9 protein-coding genes and 3 pseudogenes are annotated in these 15,047 nt (G+C 56.5%); 2 read left to right on the forward strand and 10 right to left on the reverse strand.

The window, feature by feature from the left end:
• Nucleotides 1-382: 382 nt before the first annotated feature.
• The 6 genes and pseudogenes from LZG00_17165 to LZG00_17190 form a co-directional block, all read right to left on the reverse strand.
• Nucleotides 383-1,468 (reverse strand): nuclease, encoded by a 1,086-nt coding sequence (locus LZG00_17165; protein MCF3595726.1) that lies wholly within the window; start codon nt 1,466-1,468, stop codon nt 383-385.
• Nucleotides 1,469-1,486: 18 nt separating this feature from the next.
• Complete coding sequence (locus LZG00_17170) at nt 1,487-2,968, reverse strand: hypothetical protein (protein MCF3595727.1); 1,482 nt, start codon at nt 2,966-2,968, stop codon at nt 1,487-1,489.
• A complete protein-coding gene (locus tag LZG00_17175; GenBank protein ID MCF3595728.1) occupies nt 2,965-4,674 on the reverse strand; it encodes a restriction endonuclease subunit S in 1,710 nt (569 codons plus the stop codon). The genes LZG00_17170 and LZG00_17175 overlap by 4 nt, the downstream gene beginning before the upstream one ends.
• Entirely contained in the window at nt 4,671-6,116 is a 1,446-nt protein-coding gene (locus tag LZG00_17180; protein ID MCF3595729.1) for a type I restriction-modification system subunit M, read from the reverse strand. The genes LZG00_17175 and LZG00_17180 overlap by 4 nt, the downstream gene beginning before the upstream one ends.
• A 3-nt stretch (nt 6,117-6,119) precedes the next feature.
• Nucleotides 6,120-8,576: a DEAD/DEAH box helicase family protein gene (locus tag LZG00_17185; GenBank protein ID MCF3595730.1), complete on the reverse strand. Its 2,457-nt coding sequence runs from the start codon at nt 8,574-8,576 to the stop codon at nt 6,120-6,122.
• A 229-nt stretch (nt 8,577-8,805) separates the two neighbouring features.
• A pseudogene (locus tag LZG00_17190) lies at nt 8,806-9,256 on the reverse strand (transposase).
• Between the two features lie 143 nt (nt 9,257-9,399).
• Here LZG00_17190 and LZG00_17195 point away from each other — a divergent pair.
• Nucleotides 9,400-9,597 (forward strand): annotated as a pseudogene (locus LZG00_17195) (IS110 family transposase).
• On the opposite strand, the pseudogene LZG00_17200 reads toward LZG00_17195, so the two are convergent.
• Both LZG00_17200 and dctP read right to left on the reverse strand, forming a co-directional pair.
• A pseudogene (locus LZG00_17200) lies at nt 9,589-9,708 on the reverse strand (IS481 family transposase). The pseudogenes LZG00_17195 and LZG00_17200 overlap by 9 nt on opposite strands.
• Before the next feature lie 317 nt (nt 9,709-10,025).
• Nucleotides 10,026-12,014: a TRAP transporter substrate-binding protein DctP gene (gene dctP / locus LZG00_17205; GenBank protein MCF3595731.1), complete on the reverse strand. Its 1,989-nt coding sequence runs from the start codon at nt 12,012-12,014 to the stop codon at nt 10,026-10,028.
• A gap of 380 nt (nt 12,015-12,394) precedes the next feature.
• Here dctP and LZG00_17210 point away from each other — a divergent pair, with 380 nt between their 5' ends.
• Complete coding sequence (locus LZG00_17210) at nt 12,395-12,988, forward strand: 2-hydroxychromene-2-carboxylate isomerase (GenBank protein MCF3595732.1); 594 nt, start codon at nt 12,395-12,397, stop codon at nt 12,986-12,988.
• 325 nt (nt 12,989-13,313) lie between these two features.
• Here LZG00_17210 and LZG00_17215 read toward each other — a convergent pair whose 3' ends face one another.
• Together LZG00_17215 and LZG00_17220 are read right to left on the reverse strand one after the other, a co-directional pair.
• Nucleotides 13,314-13,955 carry a hypothetical protein gene (locus tag LZG00_17215; protein MCF3595733.1) on the reverse strand — a complete coding sequence of 214 codons (642 nt, stop codon included), beginning with the start codon at nt 13,953-13,955 and terminating at the stop codon, nt 13,314-13,316.
• Nucleotides 13,956-14,461: 506 nt separating this feature from the next.
• A complete protein-coding gene (locus LZG00_17220) occupies nt 14,462-15,013 on the reverse strand; it encodes a hypothetical protein (GenBank protein ID MCF3595734.1) in 552 nt (183 codons plus the stop codon).
• Between the last annotated feature and the right edge of the window lie 34 nt (nt 15,014-15,047).

Below are 15,047 nucleotides of genomic sequence, written 5' to 3' on the forward strand. Positions count from 1 at the left end.
GGTTCTGGCAGGGCACCGATCGCACCCGGCTCAAGGAGAAAATTGGTTGATCCGAAAATTCCCGAAGCGATTAGGAGGCTGAAAACGCAAAAAAGGTTGGAAATTGTCCGTTAAGATGTTGATTTTAAACGTAAGAAAAATTCTCCGGTACGGTGGGTTGGCCAGCACAGGCGGCTGCTCGACTCCTATCCGGCTCGACGATTGCGCTTTACATCATCGATCTGCCAACCATGAACTCATCGTCCAATGTCTGGATCGTGGGGAGTACGGTCCGCAATGACTGGGTTGCACTCGCCCTGCCGCTCAACGCCACCAAACGACATCATTCAAGACGATAGACCACCGGGTTCGAGAGGGTGACTTGCGCTGCGTCATTTCTTGATCAAGCGGACGCTGAACCCGGAGTTTTGACGAGGGTTGTCTTCAATCTTTCCACGGTAGTGCGCCACGACGGGGTCACCGGTTTGCACACCGTATTTTGATTTCCGAACATCCCGACCTCCTGTATCGCTTTATCCTCCGAAACTGTGTGTTCCCACTCGACAGGAACGAAGTATTCAGCCTTTTCTGGATCATCGGCGAATTCGCGGTGATAGTCGGCCTGAAGTACTTCGAGCGAGGGTCTGCCATCGACGACGAAGTCGTTAGCGGCGACCCGGCCCCCTGTAACGCGGCCTACACCGACGAAGCCTTTCCCGGGAATTTTAGCCCAGATACGATCGCCCTCGCTCAGCATGCGGAGCGAGTTGCTATACCAAGTGCCGCCGCCGCCGGAGATGAAGCCATGGCGCATCGCTTCGTCCCAGCTTCGAGACACGCCTGCGCCGAAACTGACGTAATATTCACCATTCCACGGCTCCTTTTCACCCCGCTTTCCGGTACTTGCTGCCTGCACCTGAACGTCTCCAGGGTCAATCAGCCATGCGCGGCTCAAGAGCTGACTTTCGCCGTGATCGAAGACTTGGAAAAATAAAACGTTGATAGCGAGGCCACGATCATTGAGGTAGTTGACGATACGTTCGCTGCTGGCGTCCAAGGTCGCTGCGACGATAACGACCTGATGGGTCTGATTTATCATTTCCTCATCGAGAGGCTGGCCGAACCGCTGTTGGAAATCGTTGGAGAGGCTTTGGCCTTGACGGAAACGGGCGTAGATCCGAACGACATCGTCAGCATCCAGGCTTTCGATCCAAGCGGCGTAATCCAGAGCTTGGGCCACGACCTCACGAGGTGTGCGATCGCGTTTGAGTTCGACCAAGACAAGCGACCCGTCTGGCGCGATGGCCAACAGATCAATGCGACCGCCAAATCCGGTATCGTTCTGTCGGCCGATGAGCATCCATTCGGAAGATAGAATACGCGGCTGATCGATGATCATGTCTTCCGGCAATTGCTCTGATGGCAAAATTCCTTGCCTGATTTCTTGTGGGTTTTTCGAAACGGTCCAGACCGCGTGACTGATAGGCATTGCAATACTACCTCGCGGTTAGGTCTCGGACACTTCAATGCCGCGGACTACATTCAATAGGTGTCGAAACTCAGCGTCATCGGATGCTTGCTTCCAGAAGTTTATAAAACGGCAAACGATCTGTAGATTCCCCCGCTCGTAATGACCGTTGCTGTCAACACGGTCGAGCGACGGCAGCATGTTCTCGTCAGTATGTGTCCCGCGAAATTGAAGGGGCAAGCCGGTGATTGCGCAGTGTTCCTCCTGAACCTCAAGAAGTTCGCGCAGGAGCTGGTCCAGCTCAGCATCAGAGAGCCGGAGTTCTTTATTCTTGACCTTTGCCTCGACCATCTGACCGTTCGAATTGAAGACAGTCTTGCCAACGGAATACTTGATTTCGGCAATTGATTTTTCCCTGGCGCCAAGATATCTCTCGCTCGCTTTTGCACCAGCGGAGAGCTCGCCTTTTGCTTCCATTCGAAGCAGTGTGGAGAATATCCAAAGCAGGGAATGAGCGTCAATCAGTCGAACATTGGACAACCCAGCCACCTTGGCAATGGGCTGTCGTAGAGAAATCAGAATTTCGTTAAACTGATCATAGTTTTCCCAAGTGCAATTCCTCAGTGTCCGGAAATCGAGGCCAATTTCCGCGAAAACACGGTCGAAACCGGTCGGCTGGATCGGCATGAACCGATCCATGTCTTTAAGAAAGAACAGGTAAGCCATGAGGGGGTATTTTGCCCCGGTAGCTTTACTGAGCTCTTCAAAGACTTCGCTGTTCTGTCGATCCCCCCGGTAAAGATCGAAGAGGAGCCTCTCAAGTGACCCCAGTCCGGTCCCGGTCGCGGCGGCTTCGATAAGGGCACGATGGTCGCGATTGGCGTGACCGTAACGGTTCTGCCAGAAGACCATGTTGTTTGTCAGATCACCGTGGGTTGCCTGAATTTCGATGGCGTTGATGGCGTTCCCGATGATCTCGCCAGACCCGATCTGGTCCTGTGTCCAGCTTTCCGCCTGCAACCGCTCCAAGGCGACATCGCGCACCCGCGGTTTGTAGCTCTCCCAAGCAGCGATGAGCCCTTCGTCGAAGCGCGTGAAGGGCTGATCGTACCGCGTGATGAGGTCTTGGAAGCGGGCGAATGCGCTGGAGAAGTCGATGTCGCCCAGCGGGTCGGATCGCATGACCTCGGATGCCGTGGCGTCGTCATACCAGTCGAGAAAACGTTGCAATGCGGTGAGGCTATCGATCTCAACGCGCTGCGTATCTGGACGCCGGAGCGGGGCGAGAGGTCCGTTGATGTTGGAATTTCCGTTGTTCGGTTCATCCAGCAGCGTGACACCATCCAGCCGCGGTGGGGCTGGCGGCTGAAACCAGATGCGGGTTTCTTGAGTGGCGCGGTGGATCGCGAGAACGCGGCCAACCGTGTTGCGGAAGCCGATGATGTAGTCTGTGGCGGCCTTGGCGGGTTCGCCATAGCGGGCAAGGAGCACCCGTTCGGCGTCTTTGGGAGGGATTGTCATTCGGCGGCCTCCAGCGCTTCGGTGGCGGGCTCCAGCGCCTCGTGGAGGAGGGACTCAAAGAGGCGGGTGCGGGTGGTGTCGGTGGTGGTCAGGGCGGCCTCCAGCCGGTCGCAGAGGGCCATGAGGGCGTCCACCTTGGCCACGATGCGGTGTTGTTCGGCGAGAGGCGGGATTGGGATAGGCAATTCCCTAAGGGTTCCAAGATTGAGTCCCTTATATGCGATGCCCCGCAGGTTGCCTTGGATATGGCGCCAGAAAAACGGTGATAGCATCAGATAAACGACATAGCGCCCAAGGATTTGCTCAGATATCGGAATGACCGCGACTTCGCGAGCAATGTTGTACCCCGCCATCATTGCGGGGACTTCAGCGACGCCTCCTAAAGTCCCACGGATGTTGATCAATACCTCTCCACCAACGAGTCTCGTTCGGGTGTATTCGGCTTCGATTTCCTCACGTACTCGTCGAATCGTACGATGCTCGATGTAGCCTGGGCGCACGTCGCTACAACGCAAAGTTGGGATGCCTCCAGATTCAGGCTCATTTCCCAGCTTGATTACGCCATAAGAAATTTCTCGTCCGGGCATCAGCGTATCTTGCACCCTCGCAGTCGCCCAACCAACCGGTAGGGGGAACGGAAGATCGGCGATCCCGCGCTTTATGGAGCGCATCTCTTCTCTGGATTTGCTGATTTTCATCAACAGATGAGACGCCGGCTCATCCGCAGCATCCTGCTCCACCAGCTTCCCGCGGACGGCGAGGTTGAGGATGGTTTGGCGGAGGGTCTTGATCTGGTCGGGGCGGGTGGTGAGGGCCGGGAGGGCTTTGAGCGCGAAGGCGGCGTGGGCGGGGAAGTCCTCTGCTGTCGTATCGGGGGCGGTCAGGCGGGCGAGGCTGGCGGCCGTGAGCTTGTCGCGCGTCTCCTCGCGGATCTTGCGGGCTTCCTCCAGCCGATCACAGAGCGCCATGAGTTCATCGACCTTGGCGACGATCCTGTGCTGCTCGGCAAGGGGGGGGAGCGGAACAGGTATGCGATCCATTCTGTTCTTGGGTAGGCCACCGCGCCCGGCGCCTGTCTGCTCCCCCAAAACGTAAGCCTGAAAGAAAGGAGACATGACCAAGAGGTGCAAGAAATCCTCTGTACTGGCAACAGCAGTCCTGATGATTGCGACATGCTGGCTTACGTTGGCTCCACGGAAATCGTCCGGGATGCGACAGCACCGACCAATTGAACCGCCCGTAATATTCAACAGCAGATCATTTGCTTTCACTTGGGTGCGCTTCATTTTTTCGTTGGTTTCATCATTGATGAATACAACATCATCCAGACGAAGGCCGTCGTTATAGACATTCTGCGAACGAAGGAATGGGGTGCCGGTTGCAGCATATGCAGATTTGCCACCCCTGGGAGTGCTGCCGGAACCCGTCTGCAATGCGATCTCGCCAACACGCGTCCAAACCCAGCCGGTTGGCGCTGGGAAGGGAGTTTCACCACCTCCGATCGGATCGGCCTTGTGTTTGATGCCCTGCTCAACCTTCCGCGCTTTTGCGCGTAGGAGAAGAGCGGAGGCAGGCTCATCCCCAGCATCCTGCTCCACCAGCTTCCCGCGCACTGCCAGATCCAGCACGAACCGCCGTAGCCGCGCGATGGCGTCGGGGGCTTCGCTGATCTGCTCATAGACCTCCAAAAGGCGTTCCGGGTTCATCGCAGCAGCGCCTGTTCCAGAATGCCCTTCAACTCGGCGCACAGGCTCTCGACCGAGGCTTCGGCCTTGGTCAGGTCGTTCAGAAGGGTCTCGGGGTCGCCCCAATCCTCGGCCTCGACGTGGGGGTTCTTGATGTCGAGGTTGAAATTTCGCTCGCGGATTTCGCCGATGGAGACCTTCCAGGCGCGCTCGCTTTCTTCGCGGCCCTCACGCTCCGCGCCACCCCACCAGGCGGCGCAATCGTCCAAATGCTCCAGCCGGATCGGGCGGGTCATGGAATAGGCCTTTTGCGTCTCCGGCACGCGGTGTTCCCAATACCAGATGTCCTGCGTCGGCGTGCCTTTTTCAAAGAACAGCAGGTTGGTGCCGATGGAGGCATAAGGTTTGAAGACAGAATTTGGCAGCCGCACGATGGTGTGCAGGTTGCATTCCTTGAGCAGGTGTTCCTTCAGGCGGGTCTTGATCCCTTCGCCGAAGAGCGAGCCATCGGGCAGCACCACGGCGGCGCGGCCCTTCTTTTTGAGCAACCGGATGATGAGGGCAAGAAAGAGGTCGGCGGTTTCGCGCGTCTTGAACTGCGGGAAGTTGTTCTCGATCCCGTCCTCCTCCTTGCCGCCGAAGGGCGGGTTGGTGAGGATGATGTCGACGCGTTCGTCCTTGGACCAGCTGATGAGGGGGCGGGCGAGCGTGTTGTCGTGCTTGACCCAGGACGGCTCCTCGATGTTGTGCAGCAACATGTTGGTTGTGCAGAGCATGTGGGGGAGTGGCTTCTTCTCGACCGCGCGGAGGGAGGCCTGCATCAATGCCTCATCCTCGGGGCGTTTGACGTAATTGTCGCGCATGTGGCGCATGGCGCAGGTGAGAAAGCCGCCGGTGCCACAGGCCGGATCCATCAGGATTTCGCCGGGGCGCGGGTCGATCTGCCCGACCATGAAGGCGGTGACGGCGCGCGGCGTATAATATTCGCCGGCGTTGCCCGCGTTCTGGAGGTCATTCAGCAGCTGTTCATACATGTCGCCGAAATGCTGGCGTTCGGTCAGGGAATTGAAATCCACCTGCGCGATTTTGTTGATCACCTGCCGCATCAGCTGGCCGGATTTCATGTAATTATGAGCATCCTCGAAGACCGAGCGCACGACGCGGCCGCGCGGCGTGGTGGCGGGGAGCTCCTTCAGCGCCGGGAAAAGATCGTCGTTGACGAAGTCCAAAAGGGCATCGCCGGTGATGCCTTCGGGATCGGCGGCCCATGCGCGCCATTGCAGATGCGCGGGAATGGGCGAGGTGTAATCATCGCGGGTGAATTCCAGCGCCTCGTCCTGATCGTCGATGATCTTGAGGAAGAACATCCAGACCAGCTGCGACAGGCGCTGCGCGTCGCCGTCGACGCCAACATCCTTGCGCATGACGTCCTGGATGGTTTTGACGAGGTTTCTCATGGACATGGGTCAGGCGCTTTCATCGTAAAGGGCGTCCTGCAGCTCATGAATCGCGCGCAGGTAGTCAGGCTTCTTGCCGAAGGCGCGCATAAGTTCAACCGGTGTGCCCATGTGCGAGAAGGGGTTGATCTGCAGGATATTCGTGTCGTCGAGGTTCAGGACACCGTCGTCGGCATATTTGTCGAGGAGCGCTTCGAGCACGGCGCGCGCCTTGTCGCCATGGCGATTGAAGACATCCCGCTTCTTGACGTTGTTTGCGCGCTCCTGCCGCGTCAGGGGCTTGGCACCGAATGCGATGTGGCAGACAAGATCGAAAGGATCGAGGTCCGCGTCGATTTCATTGCCGATCAGCTCCAGGTCGAGACCTTCTGCGGCAAGCTCGTCGATGATGACCTGCTTGCGATCTTCGGCATGCCACCGGCGCAGGAAATCGTTGAGAGAGGCAAACCTTTTGATCAGATGCTTCCGGGTGAAATCCTGCAAGCTCTCGGTGATGAGATTCCCGTTGGCGTCGAGGTATTCTACCCGCTCCTTGACGATCGACGCGCCAATGCCATCGACGTAGATTTTCTTTCGCCGCCCGGTGCCACCTCCGAAATCATCGCCACCTTCGGGATCGTTCGGACTGCCGGGAACCATCGGGTCAACGATCACGGTCATGTCGTCATCCGGATCGTCAGGTGGCTCGCCGCCCGTGTCATCTGGTGGTGCCATGGGGTCATCCGGGCCGGGATGATAGATCTGCACTGGCTCGCCATCGAAGTCCGGATCGGCAAAGTGGCTGGTGGCGCCGCGGAAATCCATCAGGGTGAAGTAGTATTTGCCGGTATCCGCATGGACCCGTGTGCCTCGGCCGACGATCTGCTTGAACTCTGTCATCGAGCCCACTTCCCGATCAAGGGCGATCAGGCGGCAGGTTTGCGCATCGACGCCGGTGCTGAGAAGGCGGGACGTGGTCACAATCACGGGGAAGTCCGATTCTGGGTCGATGAAGTTCGCGAGCTCGTTCATCCCATCCTTGTCATTGCCGGTAATCCGCATGACATAACGGTGATCTTTCGCGACGAGGTCCTCGTTTTCATTGATCAGCGCCTGACGCATCCGGCCAGCATGTTCCTGGTCTATGCAGAAAACGATGGTCTTCTGCATCCGGTCTCCGCTTTCTTTCAGGAAGCGTGTGACGCGTTGCGCAACCAGTTTCGTTCGGTCGTCGATCACCAATGTTCGATCGAAATCCTTCGTGTTGTAGATGCGATCTTCGACCTCAATGCCATCCCGGTCGAGCTGACCTTGTTCGGGTCGATACCCCTCGATGTCGCGATCGATATGGCTTTTGATGACCTTGTAGGGCGCGAGGAATCCATCGCGGATGCCTTCCTTCAGCGAGTAGCTGTAGATCGGTTCTCCGAAATAGTTGATGTTCGAGGCATACTCGGTTTCCTTCGGAGTGGCCGTCATGCCGATCTGCGTCGCTGAGGAAAAGTGCTCGAGTATTTCCCGCCATGCCGAGTCGTCGGCGGCGCTGCCCCGATGACATTCGTCGACGATGATCAGGTCGAAGAAGTCCGGCGAAAGCTCCTTGTAGATTTTCTGCGCCTCGGTCGGGCCGGTGAGGGCCTGATAGAGGCCCAGGTAGATCTCGTAGGCCGTGTTGATGCGGCGCTTCTTGTCGATGGCAACAGTCAACTCTTCGGTGCTGCCATCTGCGCGCTCAATCGTCTTGGAGTGCGTGGAAAGCTTGGCCATTGCTCCCGAAAAGGGTCGGAAGTCATTGACCATGGTTTGATCCACGAGGACATTCCGGTCCGCGAGAAAAAGAATTCGCTTCCTGGCGCCGGATTTCCAGAGGCGCCAGATGATCTGGAATGCCGTGAACGTCTTGCCCGTGCCCGTCGCCATGACAAGAAGCAGCCGGTCCTGCCCTTTGGCGATGGCATCCACAGCCGCATTGATCGCGTTCATCTGGTAATAGCGAGGTGTCTTTCCGATGTCGCGGTAGCCGTGAAGCGCAATCCTGGCCTCGCCAGCATCGAACCCCTTCCATTGTTCGAACGACCTCTGCAAGGCAGTAGGCGAAGGGAACTCGGCGAGGGCAAGATTGGTCTCTACGCTCGGCGACTGGCCGGTTCCATCGTGGAACAGGAAGCCGTCGCCATTGGATGAGAACGCAAAAGGAACCCTGAGCATTTTTGCGTAGGTCAGGGCTTGCTGCATTCCGTCTCCGACGGCGTGAGAGTTGTCTTTCGCCTCAATAACCGCGATGGGGATATTCGGCTTCAGGTACAAAACATAATCGGCGCGCTTTTGCTTTCCGCGAGCGACCAGCTTACCGCGAACAATAATCCGACCATCGGTGAGCGTCTTTTCTTCGGAAATCTGCGTTTGCAAATCCCAGCCGGCGCCCTGCAGGGCGGGCGTAACGAATTTGCTGCAGATGTCGCGTTCGGATAGCTCGGATTTTTTCATTTGAAACCACAGTAACTCTCGGGGCTACTCTAATCGGTAAGGGTAGTAGAGCAACCGGAGATTGCGGTACTGTGCTTCGTGTCAGCGAGTCCTTCGGCGACAGCAGGGGCAATCGAGCCGGGATTTTCCTGCACGATGCTGGCGACAACCTGCCCAGATTATGTGATCTTCAAGTCTGTGGGATGGCTGCCTCCCGGCTGATTGGGATGGAATGCAGTGAGAATTTGGTGCGGATGATTTCCAGTTTCTCAGACGCCGGGTATCTCATTCCTCGAACTCCCCATCCATTACCCGCCAGGCGAATGCGAAGCATTCTGCCGCGAGGGCCCTGTCATGCCTTTTTTGTGCAGACGGTTTTCCAGGGTCAGATCGGCGACGCATTCCTTCAGTGCCGTCGCCTCGGATCGCAGCTCCTTCACCTCGGGTGAGGTTGCCTGGCGGGCTGTATCGCCGGACAAACGGCGCTTCCCAGCCTCGAGAAACTCCTTTGACCAACTGTAATACAGACTCTCGGAGATGCCCTCGCGGCGGCATAGCACCGAGATAGTTTCTTCGCCGCGAAGGCCCGCCAGATCAATGCGGATCTTCTCTTCGGAAGAATAGGTTTGCCGCGTCTTGCGGCGGATGGTTTTGACCAGCTTGTCAGCCGAAGCTTTGCTGGTTCCGGATTTCTTGTTCATCTTATGGAATGGACGCCCCTTGCATCCAAGCCGATAGTTTTCGGCATACGTAGCAAGAAGAAGGAGTTCACAAAATGCAGTTGCTCGCAATCAATTTGGGCAAGCAATCGTTTCACATTCACGGGATTAGCAATGACGGCCAGGTGCTCTCAAGGAAGGTGACCAGATCAAAGCTTGAGGCTACCGTGCAGGAGCTTTCCCCTGGAGCCATTGCCATGGAAGCTTGTGCCAGCGCTCATCATTGGGGACGTCGTTTCGAGACTATGGGTTTTCCGGTTCGCCTCATACACCCACGTTTCGTTATGCCATTCGTCAAAGGCTCGAAGAATGACGCGGTAGAAACTGGCGCGACCAATCCCAAAATAGCGGCAGGTTTTAGCGAACTGGCCGATCTCTTCGGCGTATCGCAAAATCCGCAACTTGCGTTGAATCTCGCGTTTGTCCTTGGTCATGAACATCTCCTTCCTCCCAAACCTGGGACGCTAAAGGAAATGTCTCGCGAGTAACGGCATATCTACAGATCACACTTCCGGCGAATTCACGATTTCCGCCCACCTATCTGGTGCTGCACATGCTGGAGGCCATGAAATAAATGCCTTGATCGGGCTGAGAGCGGACCTTTGACACTTCCGGAATAAATGTCGGCCATAGCACTTTACTGCCACGCGCATCTCGTGTCGGCGACCAGGCCTTGACCTGCACCCAACGGCTCCCCCGACACCGTTCAGATGCTACCTAAAAATGTTGGCTTCTGGTTCCCTGGCCGCACTCACCTTTTCTTTAGGCCAAGATAATCACGTATTCCGATTGTCCGTCTCTCGCGTCCGGTACCGGGGGACACAGCTTCGGCCAGAGTCTCAGCCAGGTCTGTCACCCCCTCGACCTTGTCGAAGACATAGGAGTGCCGCATGATTGTGGTCGCAGCTTGGTACAGCTTGCGCGGGTCAATATCTGCGGCGTCGATGGCAACGATATCCGGATCGTCCACCATGTCCTCCGGCACCGAACGCCCAAGCCGTTCATCCCGATGAACCATGTATGACAAGTAAAGGGGACGGTCGTACTGTGACACGTAGACCGTAACCTCTTCGGCGAAAGCCGAGAGCGGATGCCGCCCGGTGCGGTTCTCGATCAGCAAGAACCTGTCCTTGGAGACATCCGACGCCGCAAAGACGAAATCCGCGAAACGCGCGTCATCCGGGTCGAGATCACGATCCTGCAGACTCTCGATGAAATCGAGAAGCAGTCGGGAGCCCATGCTGTGCGCGACAAGACTGATCCGGTCGGTCGGAACCTTGGCCATGACAAGCCGAAGGAAGTCCTTGAAATTGGTCTTGCCTATCTCCCAGGACGACTCGTCATAAGCGTACGCCAGAAGCGTACCCTCGCTCGCCCAGCTGAATAGAATTACCACCGCTTCCGGTGCGATATCCGCCCGCACCGTCGCTGACCGGGCAAGCGCCTCGGAGAAGCTGGTGTTGTAGCCATGAACGAAGATCACCACCGGCTGGTCAGCTGCGGCGATTTCTGTCAGCACTTGGTTGTTGAAAGCTTCCTGCGAGATCAGGTCGATTGTCCGGAATTCTGTTGCATCCTCCACGTCGTCATCCAGCCGCCGCGAGCTCTTCATCTCGACCGTCGCCTCGCCAAAGGTCAGGTTTGACCCGGTGCGCTTACCCGAGAACGTCTGACCTAAGGTGCCGCGGGAAGACCGCGCCCGATCCGTGACGAAGTACACCTCCTGCGTTTCCGCCGGGCGCAGATCGTCGGCACTCGGGACCGGAGCGGGCGCCCCATACGACCCAGCGGCGTAGGCGGCGAGGACGATCTCGCCCCCGATATCAGAGCCAAAAAACTCGTTGGCTTGCGAGGCCGCGACGGTCCGAACCGTCCCGAAATCGTCTTCGCTCCAAGCCGCCAGTCGGATGCCATTGTCCGCAGCGGTCTCGCGGAACGCGCCGATGTCTGCTTGAACGCGCTCATCCCACTCCCCGGCAACAGCTTCTGCGGCCTCGACCAGCGCGGTCTGGCTGACGATGTCAAGTTGGCCCCAGGTATCGATCGGCATTAGGACAACCAGAACATCGGAGCTGAATGGACGATCCACGGCATATGAGACGACCCTATTGAACCCCAAGGAAATCGACGCGTCACTATAGGGTGCGATTGTCGTGGAATCGAAGGCACCACTGTCCAGCGCAGCAAAGACTTCCGCAAAGGCAACATTGACGGGTTTTGCGCCAACCGCGGCCAGAACCCCTGCCGACGGATCGTTCGGTCGCATGACAACCGTTTTTCCCTCCAAATTCGCTATGTTTTCGATCGGTGTAGTCGAAGCGAATGTCCGCGCGCCAGTCTGCCAGAAGGCCAACACCCGAAAGCCCTCCTCTTCAAGTCCGTAGCGGGCATAGGCGCCAACTTCGGAATTCAGCACCTGCCGAAATTCAAGAGCCCCGTCCGCAAGAAAAGGCTGTTGCAGGGGCCGTGTTTCCGCCAGGTCGAACAGCTGGAGCGGCAAAACGGCGATGTCGACTAAACCCGCCTGCGCCATCTCCTGCAAGTCCGACGGGCCTACAATCCCCACAAGGGTGTCTACCTTGGTCGCTGGATCAATCTGGCTGACGGCCTCGGCGAACCTGCCGGCAATCCCGTCCGCCTGCGCTGTGGTGCCAAGTCTCAGACTGGCCTGCGCCGCCACTCCACCCGCGCCGAATAGCGCCAACGCCAAAACGGCGATACAACTCACGATCCGGCCCATAACCCGCCCCCTTTTCGTCCGCAAGACCCGGAATGAGTGTAGCGCGAAACGGAAACTCGCGCTACCCGCCTATCTCGGGCCAGCAGACCTATCCGGTGAATGATGGAAAACACCCTTCCGTTTTATATGGTTCCAACGTCTGCTTTCATGTCTTGGCACTTTGCCGCCCTCAACCGCAGAGAAAGCCCGCAAACCGCCGTTCGTGAAGGCTGCCGATTACGGCCCGAAGCCGACCTTAGGCCTCTGCATAGTAAATGGCGGGTTGGTGACCAGAACGCCCTTGAAAAACGAATCTAAAACTGAGCATCCGGGCTAAATTTGCGCGGTTTGACGATCTCGCCTAATCTGGTCTCAGCATTTTTTGGCGGAGGTGCGAAGCTATGAAGATCGACTTTTGGTTCTCAATCGGGAGCACTTATAGTTACCTGACAGTCATGCGACTTGCCGAAGTCGAAGGAACGTCAGGAATCCGATTCAGGTGGCGCCCGTTTAATGTGCGTCATGTGATGATCGAACAGAACAACATACCGTTCAAAGACAAGCCCGTTAAGTCTGCTTATATGTGGCGAGACATCGAGCGCCGTGCGAAACGCTATGGCCTCTCACCGAAGTCTCCTGCACCCTACCCGCTGCCAGGCCTTGTTCTGGCCAACCAAATCGCCATCGTCGGTGTCGAAGACGGCTGGGTAGAGGATTACGTTCGTGCAACTTATCGACGCTGGTTCGAAAACGGCGAGGCGGCCGGCGAGGAACCAAACCTATCGGCAAGCTTGAAGGAAATCGGTTGCGATCCAGACGAAGTCTTGGCCGCTGCCCAAACGCAGCGAACCGTAGATCAGTTGGAGACGGCCACCGATGAGGCAATGAACCTCGGTGTCTTCGGGTCACCTACTTTTGCGGTAGGTCAAGAATTGTTCTGGGGTGATGATCGTTTGGACGATGCCATACACTGGGCGAAAGATAAACCAAGCTAAATAAAGGCCGGCTTCCAGCACCGTGCTGTCGATTTACACGAACGGCCCTGACTCGCCGTTCGGCTTCGGCCCCTTGCTGCATCGCAGCTTCCCCAGACCGGCCATTCGTCCATCGTGCAGCATTTTCGGGCCCGGAGGTCGGCAGAGCGGACTTTGCTGCCGTTCAGGGCGCAGAGTCAAAAGACTTCTGTTAGCCCGTATTCCGGAAGTAAATCTCTGATTTTTCTGGCGTGGGCACGGTATTGTCGATAAAAATCAGGGGGTGTCTGCTGCCTAGCGTTGCCTTCCCAAGGTGGTCATCTCGGAAGATTGCCGCGCAGTTGTGTCAGGCCAAGTCGTCAATCGCACGCACGACAGTGCGCTCATGCAACCAATCGTATGCCTTTTGCTCGGTAGAAAACTCTAAGTTGGGGTTTCCCAACCGCCAGAGAACACCTGAAATATGCGGTTGAACCTCTTGCATTGTCGTCCAGGCAAACGGTTTCACCCCATCTTGAAAAACGACCTTATAAAGGTGCGCACCTTTTTCAGTGGGTTCACCATCATCAACGGGAATGGCCTTGATCGCCCGCGACGATGAAAGGCCAGCAAAGACATATTCATTTCCGTTTTCGACAAAAATAGCCCCGAGGTGGTGCTCCTTGACCTGTTGCTCAACCCACTCGCTTTTGCCGGTCTGATACGCTTGATATTCGTCCATCGACATTGAGAGAGTTTGCAATTGGCTGTGCGATTGCCATGCCCAACTGTGAGCTTCCTTTCGCGCCTTGCGTCGGCTTAGTGTGGCCAAACTCGTGGACGGGACATAAGCCTCGGGAGAAACTGCGAATTTCTCCACAAACTTCCGGCGGAGAAGGATCGGATTGAGCTCATATTCATCGGCGGTATCGGTCACGATTTCTGCGGCCCGGCCGCCTTGACCCAAACGATCCTTCAATGTGTCCAAAGCTTCTTCTAATTCAATCATTTTTACTCAATGAACAGTCTACTTTGAAGGATACACCCCAAGTGGCATGCCGTTTGACGGCAATATCGTTTGATTGGGCCAGTCGATCAAGTGCTTTTTGTTCTGCGCGCCGAGCAACTCCAAACGCGCTCGGCGATCGAAATTGACCCGATCGCCCGATCCAAACTCGCACGCTCTGGGTGATCCATGAAGCACGCCTCGTGAAACCATCAACACTTTGATTTATATCTGAATTAACGAGTTCAGAATAGCGAAATCAGCAGATTACTGGTGGTGTGCGGACTAAAGCTCCAAAGCAGCTATTCGTTCCTTCTGCAGCATCCGGAACTTTGGTCTCAAAGCCGACCTGCGGCGGCGCGGCATGCATCGCGAGTGTCCGGGCCCTCAGATCGACATCAACGGCCCAAACCAGCCATTCATTGCGTCAGACCGTGCCGCAATGCAGCGCCCTCATAACGGACGTTGGCACGGTTTGTGAAAGATGGCTCTCACGAAGAGAACTGACGCTATACCAATTCCTTGGCGTCGACGGCACCGCCTAACAGGCCATTCAGCGCGGGCAATGAACGCTTTACAGCACTGAGCATCTTCTCTCGGCGGAGAAAGTTTGCGGTTTGCATATTCACCCAATTTCGAAACTCATCCGATTCTTCGGGACCATTCTGAGCGCATTCCAAAGCCAGATCGCCAATTCGTCCGATCACATCGAGAAACTCTGCCTTCGTTCGGTGCCCAAGTTTTAGAAAATAGTAGTCGTCGTCTAACGCTCGAAACACGATACAAGGCAGTTCAGAATGCTTGATCTCAAGGTGATTTATGACCGCCCTTGCAAGCTGAATTCCATATTCTTGCTCGTTGGTGTCGTTGACTGTGTATCCGTTGCCTTCGTGCGGTATTAGCAGATGAAATGAGCTCCCAACGTGCGCATCAAACCCTTTTCGGGCCGCGAGGACCCAATCAAGTTTTTCTCGACTATAGCTATGATCTATATAGGTTCCGACCAATGCCCGTTGGCGCTCGAATTCTTCGATCTGTTGTTGTGTCTCAATCAAATACATCTATCAACTTACCCTTGGAAAAGCTCTTCACCTC

The organism is Rhodobacteraceae bacterium LMO-JJ12 (assembly GCA_021555075.1).
In the GTDB taxonomy this organism is placed as follows: Bacteria; Pseudomonadota; Alphaproteobacteria; order Rhodobacterales; family Rhodobacteraceae; genus JAKGBX01.